This window comes from Sphingomonas sp. 28-62-20 (assembly GCF_002281505.1).
Genome location: NZ_NCGH01000028.1, coordinates 10,533 through 23,278, shown reverse-complemented (window position 1 = coordinate 23,278; position 12,746 = coordinate 10,533). Strand labels below are relative to the sequence as shown.

Sequence of the window (12,746 nt, the reverse complement as noted above, 5' to 3'; positions counted from 1 at the left end):
CGCCAAATTGTTATGCACTTTGGGTGTTATGTCGAATCGGATTCGCAGCCATCTCTGAATATTGGACATCCTATTGGCGCAGCCTTGCAGATAGGGCGCCGGTATTGGCCAACGGGATGTCTTCCCGACCGCTTTGTGACCGTGCAGAGCCGGGCCCCCGCCGTTGATCGACATGTTGCCATAGGCGGACGGCACAGCCTCTCCGGAGGCGCAGGGGTTGCTGCGATGGATAGGGTGGACTAAGCTGACTTAGTCCACTTAGAGGCGAGCGATGGCAGAAGCCGATCCCAGCAAGACGTACAATGTCCATGATGCTAAGACGCATTTTTCCAAGTTGATCGACCGGGCCCATGCTGGCGAGGAAATCATTTTGGCCAAGGCGGGGGTCCCCTATGCCAAGCTGGTGCCATATGGCGATGTCAATTTGCCGGGCCGCAAGCCTGGCGGATTGAAGGTCACAGGCCCCATTCCGGATTCGGTGTGGTTCGATCCTCTCTCCGAAGACGACCTTGCCCTTTTTGAAGGCAGAGGCCCAGGCGAATTGATGTGAGCCGGTTTTTGCTGGATACGCATACGGCATTGTGGTGGTGGACTGATCCAGCGCCATTAGGCAGCGCCGCGCTTGCAACGCTGACGGCGGGGCAGGTCGAGCTCTATGTAAGCGTCGCAAGCGTTTGGGAAATTGCCATCAAAACCCAGTCGGGCAAGCTGACAATGATCGAAAATTTTGAGCGGGATTATAGGGGTTTGATGCGCGCCAACGAATTTCGCTCGCTAAGCGTTACGGACGATCATGCACTGAAAGCAGGGTTCCTGATGAGCGGGCATCGCGACCCCTTTGATCGGTTGATTGCTGCGCAGGCAATCATAGAGGATATGACGGTGATCACGCGGGACCGCGCGATCGCCAAGCTTGGTTGTACGGTGATCTGGTAATGGCAAATGAAACCCCCCTTGACCGATTCAAGACCGTGCTTGGCGGTGCAGCGCGCGTGCTGTCTGACGAGGCGGAGGTGGAGCTTGCCTATACCGCCGATGCGCCGACGCAATCGGGCAAGCATATCAAGGTGCCGATGCCCGCGCGCAGTCTGCCCGCCGATCAAGTGGCCGAGGCGCGCGGCTTTGCCGATGGTTTTGCACTGCGGCTGAAGCATCATAATAGCGCGCTGCATTTGAAGGGCGCGCCAGTCGAAGCGGTGGCGCGCGCGGTGTTCGATGCGGTTGAGAGTGCGCGCGTGGAGGCGCTGGGCTCGCGCGGCTATCAGGGCATCACCGATAATCTGCAAACCGCGCTCGGCGTGCGGATGCGCGCTGACCCGATCACGCGCGCCCGGACGCGGGACGAGGTGCCACTGTCGACCGCCGTCTCCTTGCTGGTGCGCGAGCGGCTGACCGGGCTCGCCCCGCCGGCTGCCTGCGTGGACGGCCTCGCCATGGTCCGCGACTGGATTGAGGAGAAGGCGGGGAGTGATCTCGACGCGCTCGGCCTCGTCATCGACGATCAGGCCGCGTTCGCGCAAATGTCGATGAAGCTGCTCCAGGATCTCGAGCTCGTCGAGGGCGATCTGCTCCCCGATGAGGCCGATGACGGCGGCAGCGATGACGAGGGGCAGGACGACCAGCAACAGGACGAGGGCGACGACAGCGAAGACGCCGGGCAGCAGGGTGACGGCCAGGTCGAACAGCGCGGCGAAACCACCGACAGCGAGCAGCAGGAAGGCGAGGGCAGCGAAGCGCGCGACGATTCGCTCGACGATGCTGACGGCGAACCCGGCGACGAGGGCGATGACGGGATGATGCCCGTACGGCCCAACCGGCCAATGGCGGATTTCGCGCCGCAATTCGAATATAAGGCCTGGACCAACAGCTTTGACGAGGTGATCGCCGCGACCGAGCTGTGCGATGCCGAGGAACTGGCGCGGCTGCGTTCCTATCTCGATCAGCAGCTCGTCCATCTGCAGGGCGCGGTGACCAAGCTCGCCAACCGCCTCCAGCGCCGCCTGATGGCGCAGCAGAACCGCAGTTGGGATTTCGACCAGGACGAAGGGATGCTCGACGCCGCCCGGCTGGCGCGCGTCATCATCAATCCCATGCAGTCGCTCAGCTACAAGATCGAACGCGAGACCGATTTCAAGGACACCGTCGTCACGCTGCTGATCGACAATTCCGGCTCAATGCGCGGGCGGCCAATCTCGATCGCGGCGATCAGCGCGGATATCCTCGCGCGCACGCTGGAGCGCTGCGGCGTCAAAACCGAGATTCTGGGCTTCACCACCCGCGCCTGGAAAGGCGGCCAGAGCCGCGAAAGCTGGCTCGCGGCAGGTCGCCCAGCGCAGCCCGGTCGGCTCAACGACATCCGCCACATCGTCTACAAACAGGCCGACGAACCCTGGCGCCGCGCCAAGGCCAATCTCGGCCTGATGATGCGCGAAGGGTTGCTCAAGGAAAATATCGACGGCGAGGCGCTGCTCTGGGCGCATGGTCGGCTGATCGGGCGGCCAGAGGATCGCAAGATATTGATGGTGATTTCAGACGGCGCGCCGGTGGATGATTCGACACTCAGCGTGAACAGCGGGAGCTATCTGGAACGGCATCTGCGCCAGGTGATCGGCTGGATCGAGGCGCGGTCGCCGGTCGAACTCTGCGCGATCGGCATCGGCCATGACGTGACGCGCTATTATGCGCGCGCGGTGACGATCATGGACGCCGATCAGCTCGGCGGCACGATGATCGAGCAGCTCGCGGCGTTGTTTGATAACGATCGGTGAAGGCGGTCGGGATTTGGCCAGATAGCCCCTCCCCTTCAGGAGTGAGGCGACAGCCCTGTCCCCCGGACAGGGCCGACGGTCGCCTCACTGGGTTGGGGTGGGGGCTTTCCCCACGCACGCCGGTCTCGGTGAGACTGACAGCCCCCACCCCCGTCCCCTCCCCTGAAGGGGAGGGGTGAATCTGCTGACTGGCGACCACGCCAATTTCTAATTACTTTGCGTGAAGAAGTCTTTAGCCTTGGCGTCACCCGCCGGGAGGGGCTTGTCGTGTTGAAGCTCAACTGCATTGAATCGCTGACCGCCATCGGGATCGGCGTCGGCGCTTGCGCGCTCGCGCCGCTTGATGCCGGATTGACGGCCGGTGCCGTTATCGGTGGTGCCGGGCTGTTTGCGCGCATCCGGGAGAATCTGCGCAAGCCCGGCTTGGAGGAGCCCGACACGATACGGCGAGTGCAGAAGGAGGTGCTGCGCGACTGGGATCACTGGCAAAACACGCAGGAGCGTCGTGACGCGGTGACGCTCGCCGATGCGGCGATGACGCGCTGGTTGCCGACCGTGATGCTGACGCGCGAGGAACTGGCAGCGACCGCAACCGAAAGCGGGAAGGATGACGAGCGCTATCCGGTCATCGCGGCGCGCAAGATCGCCGACCGGCTCGGCGACCATGATCCATCGTTTGAAGCACCTGAGGGCGAACAGCCCGAACCGCTCGCCCGGCAATTCGCTCGTGAAGTGATCGAACGTGCGCTGCGGGCGGCGAAGAATGATCTCGACTATGCCACTTTCCTGACGCTCGATATCGCGATCGAACTTGGCCGGGCGATTGCGGAAACTTTCACGCAGTTGAAAAGCGTTGAACAAAAAATGGATGCCGGGTTTGCCGCCGTGCTTGCACGGCTGGATAATGACACAGACATCCCGCTCAAGGCGATCCGCGAGCAGATCGGCAGGTTCATCGAGCTGGACGAGAACGCCTCGCTCGACGCGATCATTGCTCGGATCGACCGGTTCATTCCTGACTACAGGGCGCTGAGTCACCGGATCGAGGCGCTGGACGCCAAGGACAACCGCTTGAAGGGCGCGCAACAGGCGGCGGCCAAAGCGCTCGATGAGGGCGATCTGGAGGCGGCGCGGCGCTATCTGGCGGAGGCGGCGGAGGTCAAGCAAGATCGCGCTGCCGAGTACGTGCAGGAAGCCGCCGCGCAATTTGGTGAGCTGGCAGCGGCCGATTTGCTCGCGCTGGACTGGCGGGCTGCGGACGGAAACTGGAGCCGCGCCGAAGCAATGCTCGCGCCGTTCGACCGCGCCGGTGCCGATGCGCTCTGCTGGCAGGCGACCGAGAAATTGCTCGACCACGGCACGATTTTCGGAGCGCGCAGCGCGCTCGACGCCGTGATCGCGCGGGCACGGGCGATGCAAACGCGGCTGAGCGACGCCGCCGATGACAAGGGCTTTGCAAACTGGTCCATCTGGCTCGGCAATGCGCTCTGCACGCAGGGCCAGCGGACGGGGGGTGAGGCGGGGCTGGCGCTGCTGGCGGACGCCGTTGCCGCCTATCGCGCCGCGCTGACCGTCTACACCGAAAGCGCGATGCCCGCCGATTGGGCGATGACGCAGAATAATCTGGGCACTGCGCTCCAGACGCAGGGCGCGCGGACGGGGGACGAGGCGGGGCTGGCGCTGCTGACGGACGCCGTTGCCGCCTATCGCGCCGCGCTGACCGTCTACACCGAAAGCGCGATGCCCGCCGATTGGGCGATGACGCAGAATAATCTGGGCAATGCGCTCAGCACGCAGGGCGAGCGGACGGGGGGCAAGGCGGGGCTGGCGCTGCTGGCCGAGGCGGTTGCCGCCTATCGCGCCGCGCTGGCCGTCTACACCGAAAGCGCGATGCCCGCCGATTGGGCTGCGACGCAGAATAATCTGGGCAATGCGCTCAGCACACAGGGTGCGCGGACGGGGGGCGAAGCGGGGCTGGCGCTGCTGGCCGATGCCGTTGCCGCCTATCGCGCCGCGCTGACCGTCTACACTGAAAGCGCGATGCCCGCCTATTGGGCGATGACGCAGAATAATCTGGGCAATGCGCTCCGCATACAGGGCGAGCGGACGGGGGGCGAAGCGGGGCTGGCGCTGCTGGCCGAGGCGGTTGCCGCCTATCGCGCCGCGCTGATCGTGCGTACCGAAAGCGCGATGCCCGCCAAATGGGCGATGACGCAGGAGAATATCGCGCTGGCCTTTGAAGTGATGGCGGACTTGCGCGATGATTCGCTGCCTAATCTAAGCGCGGCAGAGGCGGCGGTGCTGGCGGCGTTAAGGGTTTATACGCCCGGGCACATGTCGTACTATTACGGCACGGCGACCGCCCTCCTCACTCGCATCCGCGCCAGAATCGCCGACCGCACCAATTGACCACCCCCATCACCCCACCCCCCACCGGTTTCCACGGCCCCGTCAAACGGTCCGTCACGATTGCCGGTCATCAAACCTCGATCAGCCTCGAGCCCGCCTTCTGGGCCGCGCTGGAGGGTGAAGCCACCGCCCGCGCCCTCCCGCTCAATGCGCTGATCGCCGCCATCGACGCGCTGCGCATCGCCCAGTCGAACCCGCCCAACCTCGCCAGTGCGCTGCGCAGCTGGTTGTTCGCGAATGTCCCCGTTGTTAATGAAAATCACTCGCAACAAGCTTGACGTTGCGAATGACTCTCAATAGAGCTTCCCTATCGCGAGTCATTCGCAATTGGGGACCGATTTCATATGCGTGCGTCAACCTTGCTCGCCACCACTGCCCTGTTCCTGGCGGTGCCGGCGCATGCCTTGCCTAGCGACGACATCGACATGGCCGCCGGGCCGCAAACTGGCACCGAGATTATCGTGACGGGCAAGATCGAAGGCTATCGCACCGAACAGACGAGCAGCGCGACCAAGACCAAGACGCCGTTGGTGGACGTGCCGCAGGCGATCACGGTGCTGACCCGCGAGCAGATTGACGATCAGGCGATCCGGTCGGTTGCTGATCTGGTGCGCTTCGTGCCTGGCGTTTCGGCGGGGCAGGGTGAGGGCAATCGCGACCAGATCACGCTGCGCGGCAACAACTCCACCGCCGATTTCTTCGTCGATGGTCTTCGTGACGATATTCAGTATTTTCGCGGCTTTTATAATGTCGATCGGGTCGAGGTGCTGAAGGGCCCCAACGCAACGATCTTTGGTCGCGGCGGCGGCGGCGGGGTGGTCAACCGGGTGAGCAAAGGCCCGATCATCGGCAGCACCAGTGCGACGGCCGAAGCGACCGGCGACACGTTTGGCAGCTGGGCGGTAACTGGCGACGTGAATGTCGATCTGGGCGCGGCGGCGCTGCGGCTCAACGGTTTTTACGAGGAGCTCGACAGCCACCGCGATTTTTATGAAGGTGCCCGATACGCTATCAACCCGGTAATCGGCACCGAATTGGCCGGCGGCATCAAGCTGCAGCTAGGCTATGAACATGTCAGCGATGTCCGCGTCACCGATCGCGGCGTCCCCTCGCTGGCCGGTCGTCCGCTCACCGGATTTCGCGATACGTTTTTCGGCGTGCCCGGCATCAATCGCTCGCCTTTTGAGGCCAATGTCGTCCGCGCGCGCGCAGAAGCGCCGCTGACCGATCACCTCACCGTGAACGCGCAGTTGCTCTATGGCGATTACAACAAGTCCTACGCCAATGCCTTTCCCGCCACTGCCGTGTCGGTCAATCCGATCACGGGCGCACGCACGCTGGGTGTGGAGGCGTATGATGACTTGACCCAGCGGGAGAATTTCATCGCGCAGGGCAATGCCGAATGGCGCGGATCGACCGGTGGGATCGATCATGTCGTGTTGTTCGGGGGGGAATATACCCGGCAGGATAGCGGCAATGAACGCCGCAACGGATTCTTCAATCCTGCCGCACCGCTGAGCGCGGCCAATCGCCGTGCAACGGTGTCGCTGAGCGACCCCTTCGTCATACCACCCTTCACCTTCGTCGCGGGCGCCGCGGGAAACAGCAACCGCCAGACGCGCAGCACGCTGACGCAAGGGTCGGTCTATCTGCAGGACCAGATCAGTATCGGCGATCATGTCGATGTGATTGCCGGGCTGCGCTACGACCGGATCGACCTGGCGGTGAATGATGTTTTCGCCGGGCAGCAATTCCAGCGCAGCGATGATCTGTGGTCGCCGCGCTTTGGGCTGGTGCTGAAGCCTGCAGCCAATGCATCGCTCTATGGCAGCTATACGCGGTCTTATCTGCCGCAATCGGGCGATCAGTTTCTGTCGCTCACCGCCTCGCTCGCCGCCTTGGTGCCCGAACGGTTCGACAATTACGAAATCGGCGTGAAGTGGGACGTGACACCAGCGCTCCAGACGACCCTTGCTATTTATCAGCTCGATCGCACCAATACGCGCGCCACTGGGCCGACGCCGGGCACCGTCGTGCTGACGGGGGCGCAGCGATCAAAAGGGGTCGAGTTCGGCGTCACGGGTAACCTCACCAAACGGTGGCAGACCAGCCTGGGCTATGCCTATACCGAAGCCGAAATCACTGCCACCACGGTGAACGCGCCGCAGGGACGGCAAGTCGCGCAGGTGCCGCGCCACCAGTTTTCGCTGTGGAACCGCTATCAGCTGCTTGATCGGCTCGGCGTCGGTGTTGGCCTTTATCATCAGGCTGATCAGTTCACGACGATCAGCAACGCCGTGACATTGCCCGCCTATACCCGCCTCGATCTCGCGCTGTTTGTGAAGCTCACCGACAAGATCGACGCGCAAGTGAATGTCGAAAATGTTACGAACACGACCTATTTCCCGGTCGCGCACAACGACGTCAACATCTCGACCGGCGCGCCAACCAATGCGCGCTTCACCCTGCGCGCCCGGTTCTAGAGCGTGATGACGTTAGGTCGATTCAACCTCACACCCGTTCGCCCAGAGCGAAGTCGAAGCCCACACGCTCCCCATGCCCTTCGACTTCGCTCTGGGCGAACGGTGTATGGTTTGGACCAATCCAAAGTCATCACACTCTAATTCGTGCTGAGCGAAGTCGAAGCACAGGGCGCACCGCTTGGCCTTCGACTTCGCTCAGGCCGAACGGAGGTGGTGCAGATTTAACGCACGTTGCTGTAGGTCGATTGAACCTGACACCCGTTCGGCCCCGGATCAGGTCCGGGGGAAGTCGAAGCCCAGGCGCGCCGCATGCCCTGCGACTTCGCTCAGGGCGAACGGCGTATTGGTTGGTCCAATCCCAAGTCATCACACGCTAGCGCCCCAGCAACACCCGCGCCTGGCCGGCAATCTGCGCCAGCATCGCGGCATTGGGCGCGGGCGCGCGGCGGGCGCGATCGACCAGTGCCTTGAATTGGGTGACGCGGCCGGCATTCTCCGTCAGCCAGGTTTCGACGAGGAGCTGCGGGTCGCTGCCCGCATGCCGCCCGAGAAACTCGAGCCGCAACTGCTGGAAATCGCGCGCCAGCCCGGCTATCAGCAGCCGCTCCCAAGGATCGCTCGAGGTGATCCAGGCCGCATTGGTCTGCGCCCAATCAAGCCCCAGCGCCTGGCCGAGATGGGTAAAGGCGCGTGCCAACACCGTCTCATCCATAGCGAGCCGCTGGCCAAGTTCGGCAAGGCCAATCACGCCATCCAGTTCGAACAGCCGCAAGACCTTGTGGCTCAGTTTGGAGGGCACGCCGTAACGCTCCAGCCGCTCGACGATGCGCTGGCTTTGCGTCTGCGCTTCTTCCAGCAGTAGCGCCTTGGCCGCTTTGTCGAGCGCGCCAAAACCCTTGGCGATGCGCTTCAATACCGGGCCGGGGCTCGTGCCGGGCTTGGTCACGCGCAGCAGATCGGCGATCTGCGACCGCGTGGCGATTGCGACTTCGTCGAACAGGATGATCCGCGCCTCTTCGGGCATCGCCGCGGTTTCGATCTCCGCCCAGAGCGCCGGAAGCTCGAACAATTGCTCGATGACCACGAACATCGCCGCGATATCGGCCATCGAAGCGCCTTCCTCCTCCGCAAGTTCGAAGGGGTGGAGCACGCCCATCCGATTAATCAGCCGATTCGCCAGCTTGGTCGCGACAATCTCGCTGCGGAGCTGGTGGCTATCGATCGCGTCGGCGAATTTTGTGCGCATCGCCTTGGGAAAGGCGGCCTGGAGATCGTCGCGCAGCATTGCATCGGTGCCGAGCGGGCTATGCTCGATCGAATCCTGCAGCGCGAGCTTGGCGGTTGCGAGCAGCACGGCGAGTTCCGGACGCGTCAGCCCGCGTCCTTCCTGCGCGCGCCGCAGCAAATCCTCATTACCCGCCAACCCCTCGACCGCACGGTCGAGCCGACCGGCGCTCTCGAAAATCTCGATTAGCCGGACATAGCTTGGCAGCCCCTGGGCGCCATCATGTTCCATGATCGACAGCGCGAGCGTTTGCAGGCGGTTATCCTCGAGTACGATTTTCGCAACATCGTCGGTCATCGAGACGAGCAGCTTGTTGCGCTTGTCATAGGAAAGGCGGCCTTCGATCATCTCGCGGTTGAGCGCGATCTTGATGTTGACCTCATTATCCGAGCAATCGACGCCGGCCGAATTGTCGATGAAATCGGTGTTGATGCGGCCGCCATGCGCGGCAAAGGCGATGCGGCCGGCTTGCGTCACGCCCAGATTGGCGCCCTCACCGATTGCTATCGCGCGGACATCTTCCGCGTTGATGCGCAGCCGATCATTGGCGGGATCGCCAACCTGGATGTTATTCTCCGCCGCCGCCTTCACATAGGTGCCGATGCCGCCGAACCAGATCAAATCGACCTGGGCTTTCAGGATCGCCGAAATCAGCGCAACCGGATCAAGCTCCGTCGCATCAATCCCCAGCAGGTCGCGAATCTGTTTGGATAGCTTGATCGACTTTTCGCTGCGGGCGAAAATGCCCCCACCCTTTGAGATCAGTTTTTCATCATAATCCGCCCAACTGGAGCGCGGCAGCGCAAACATCCGCGCGCGTTCTTCCCAGCTGGTCGCTGGATTGGGATCGGGATCAAAAAAGATGTGGCGATGGTCGAACGCAGCGACCAGTTTGATCGATTTTGACAACAGCATGCCATTGCCAAAGACGTCGCCCGACATGTCGCCGCAGCCAACGACACGGATGGGTTGCGTTTGGACATCGACACCACGTTCGGCGAAGTGGCGCTGGACGCTGATCCACGCGCCCTTGGCGGTGATCGCCATCGCCTTATGGTCATAGCCTTGCGAACCGCCGCTGGCGAAGGCATCGCCCAGCCAGAAGCCGCGCTCGAGCGCAATCGCGTTGGCAACGTCGGAGAATGTCGCGGTGCCCTTGTCGGCGGCGACGACGAAATAGGGATCGTCATCGTCAAGGATCGTTACCTTTTCGGGGTGGACGATCTTGCCCTCAACAATGTTGTCGGTGACCGACAGCAGTGACCGGATAAAGATGCGGTAGCTTTCGGTTCCTTCGGCTAGCCAGGCATCGCGGTGCGAGGGCGGCGGTAACTGCTTGGGATAGAAGCCACCCTTGGCACCGGTGGGGACGATCACGGCGTTCTTGACGCGTTGTGCCTTCATCAGGCCGAGGATTTCGGTGCGGAAATCATCGCGCCGGTCCGACCAGCGCAGGCCACCGCGCGCAACGGGCCCAGCGCGCAGGTGAATGCCCTCCACGCGGGGGGAATAGACCCAAACCTCACGCCAGGGCAGCGGGGCAGGCAGCCCTGGCACCTTGTGGCTATCAAGTTTGAAGGCGAGTGCTTCAATGGCGGCGGGGGCAAAGGCGTTGGTGCGCAAGGTGGCGGCAATCACGCCCCGAATTGACCGCAGGATACGATCATCGTCGATCGCTGACACGGCATCGAGCCCGACATCGATCGCGCGCGCGGCTTCCTCGACGCTCAGCTTTGACTTTGGGCTATGCGCTGCCTCGAACCGCTGGATCAGGGCCTTGGCGACCGCAGGCGCGCGACGCAGCGCGTCGACTACCGTCACCAGTCCGTAACTCATTCCGGCCTGGCGCAAATAGCGAAACCAGGCGCGGAAAAGCACCACGGCGCTGGGTGCTAATCCGGCATCGACGATCAGGCTGTTGAAGGCATCGTTTTCGGCCTTGCCGTTCAGCACGGCCGCAATCGCATTTTCGAGGACCGTCATGTCGCCATCAAGCGCATCGGCTGGTGCCCAATCGCCTGCCGAAATCGCGAAATCATGGACGAAGCCATGGGCTTCATCGGTAAGCGCGGTCGGGACTTCTTCAATGACCCGGAAACCGAAATTTTCGAACACCGGCACCGCATCGGAAAGCGCCAGCGCTCCACCTAGCCGATAGATTTTCAGTCGTTGCCCGGTCTGTGTTCGATACAGCCGTACCGATCGATCACCGCTATTGTTGAGCGTGGCGAGCCGCAAAATGTCCTGTGCTGCCTCCGCCGCGCTATTGGCGGCGCGATAGCCGTCCGGGAAGCTGGCTGCATGCCGCATGGCCAACCGCGCGGCGCGGGTCGGCTCCAATTGTTCGGCGAGCGCTGCTTCAACCGCGGGAACCCAGCCGCGGACCATATGCTGCAACCGCTGGTTGAGCGGGCCGGTGTCGGGCATGCGGCCTTCGCCACGCAGATCGAAGGTATAGCGAATCATCGCGACAACGCCGTCTTCAAGCGCGATCGACCAATTGAGCAACGATCCGTTCGATGCCGCCGCCAGCATGTCACCAATCGCGATCCGCCGCGCGGTCGAAAGATCGTCACGCTGCAGCCAGACAAAGGCGAACATGTGTCGGCCGAGCATTGATCGCACCAGCACCATTTCAGCACGCGGGCGATCCGCCAGCGACATGGCGGTCAGCGATAGTTTTTCGAGCGACTCCTGATCAAACGCTGTCACCAGATCATGCGGTAACGCGCCCAGCGCATGATTGAGTGCCTTGCCGGTATGGCCACGCGGATCAAAGCCCAGCTTCTGTTCAAGCATGGCCAGCCGGGCACGAAGTACCGGTACCTCCTGCGGCGGTGCGCCAAGCGCAGCGCTGGTCCACAGCCCGGCATGGATCGACAGGCCAGCGATTTTCTTGCCGTCCATTACCGGTACGATCACTAGATCAAGCGGCACGTGGCGATGGACGCCGGAAATGAGATTGGATTTGACGACGAGCGGCGGGACATTGCCTGCTTCGAACCATTCCATCGCCAGCACGCGCGAGGCATCGGCGAGCAGCGGCACCGGCTGCTGCTGACGCGTAATCCCTAAGCTTTCTGTCACCCGGCCGTCGCGCAGCCAGTGTTCGTAGCCAAGCAAGGTCAGCTTGCGGTCAGCAAACCAACTAATCAGGGCCGCACCCTCGCGAGCACCCGCGTCCGTGGTGCGGGCCAGCGCTTCAGCATCGGCTTCCATCCGCGCCTGCATGGCTAGCCAATCATTTACCGCCGCACGCACATTGCCAAGATTGCGTTCAAGATCGGTAAGGAGCGCGCGCCGGACTCGGGCGTCGGCGCGTTCCATCTCGATATAGATCATCGATTCGGGGTGGCCGGTGCCAACGCTGAGTAATTTGCCGGCTGAATCGCGCTCGACCGGCAAGACGGGGTGGATGATCCGTTCGATCGATACATCATGTGCGCCGATCGTCGCGGCAATCGAATCGACCAGGAAGGGCATATCGTCATTGACGATCGCCAAGCGCATTTGGCGGTGCATCGGATCGGCGGCGATGCTTTCCAGTTCCAGCCGGGGTATACCCGGCGGGCGCTGCTCGGCCGCGGCAGCCATGAAGCGCGCCGCTTCGGCACGCTCGGCTTTGCCAAACCCCTCTAACTCGCCCGGCAGGGCACCTTCTACCAGCCTGACAGCGAGCGCATCAGACAGCGATTTCAGCGTGGCTTTTACCATTGGGCCGCTATGCGCCCAGCCAGCGCTTAGCTCAAGAGTCTGCGCATTTTGCGCTGCATCCAAATCACGGTGCTGTCACCGGCTGAC

Annotated in this window: 7 protein-coding genes; 6 read left to right on the top strand and 1 reads right to left on the bottom strand. The window is 62.8% G+C overall.

What is annotated here, in order from left to right; genetic code table 11:
* The first annotated feature begins 271 nt into the window (after positions 1-271).
* From B7Y43_RS17650 to B7Y43_RS17625, 6 genes are all read left to right on the top strand, one after another.
* Complete coding sequence (locus B7Y43_RS17650) at positions 272-550, top strand: type II toxin-antitoxin system Phd/YefM family antitoxin (RefSeq protein ID WP_374132991.1); 279 nt, start codon at positions 272-274, stop codon at positions 548-550.
* Positions 547-936, top strand: coding sequence for a type II toxin-antitoxin system VapC family toxin (locus B7Y43_RS17645; protein WP_374132990.1), 390 nt, complete (start codon positions 547-549; stop codon positions 934-936). Before B7Y43_RS17650 ends, B7Y43_RS17645 begins: the two co-directional genes overlap by 4 nt.
* The gene (gene cobT / locus B7Y43_RS17640; RefSeq protein WP_374132989.1) at positions 936-2,768 is read left to right on the top strand and encodes a cobaltochelatase subunit CobT; all 1,833 of its coding nucleotides are present in this window, start codon (positions 936-938) and stop codon (positions 2,766-2,768) included. The genes B7Y43_RS17645 and cobT overlap by 1 nt, the downstream gene beginning before the upstream one ends.
* A gap of 267 nt (positions 2,769-3,035) precedes the next feature.
* Positions 3,036-5,177 (top strand): hypothetical protein, encoded by a 2,142-nt coding sequence (locus B7Y43_RS17635; protein WP_374132988.1) that lies wholly within the window; start codon positions 3,036-3,038, stop codon positions 5,175-5,177.
* Entirely contained in the window at positions 5,174-5,455 is a 282-nt protein-coding gene (locus B7Y43_RS17630; RefSeq protein WP_374132987.1) for a ribbon-helix-helix domain-containing protein, read from the top strand. The genes B7Y43_RS17635 and B7Y43_RS17630 overlap by 4 nt, the downstream gene beginning before the upstream one ends.
* A 66-nt stretch (positions 5,456-5,521) precedes the next feature.
* Positions 5,522-7,660, top strand: coding sequence for a TonB-dependent siderophore receptor (locus B7Y43_RS17625; protein ID WP_374132986.1), 2,139 nt, complete (start codon positions 5,522-5,524; stop codon positions 7,658-7,660).
* Between the two features lie 373 nt (positions 7,661-8,033).
* Here B7Y43_RS17625 and B7Y43_RS17620 read toward each other — a convergent pair whose 3' ends face one another.
* Complete coding sequence (locus tag B7Y43_RS17620; protein WP_374132985.1) at positions 8,034-12,659, bottom strand: NAD-glutamate dehydrogenase; 4,626 nt, start codon at positions 12,657-12,659, stop codon at positions 8,034-8,036.
* Between the last annotated feature and the right edge of the window lie 87 nt (positions 12,660-12,746).

Bases quoted from the DNA above. Each gene is read 5' to 3' on its own strand.
- B7Y43_RS17625 (WP_374132986.1), top strand. From the start codon at position 5,522: ATGCGTGCGTCAACCTTGCTCGCCACCACTGCCCTGTTCCTGGCGGTG.
- B7Y43_RS17620 (WP_374132985.1), bottom strand. From the start codon at position 12,659: ATGGTAAAAGCCACGCTGAAATCGCTGTCTGATGCGCTCGCTGTCAGG.
- cobT (WP_374132989.1), top strand. From the start codon at position 936: ATGGCAAATGAAACCCCCCTTGACCGATTCAAGACCGTGCTTGGCGGT.
- B7Y43_RS17650 (WP_374132991.1), top strand. From the start codon at position 272: ATGGCAGAAGCCGATCCCAGCAAGACGTACAATGTCCATGATGCTAAG.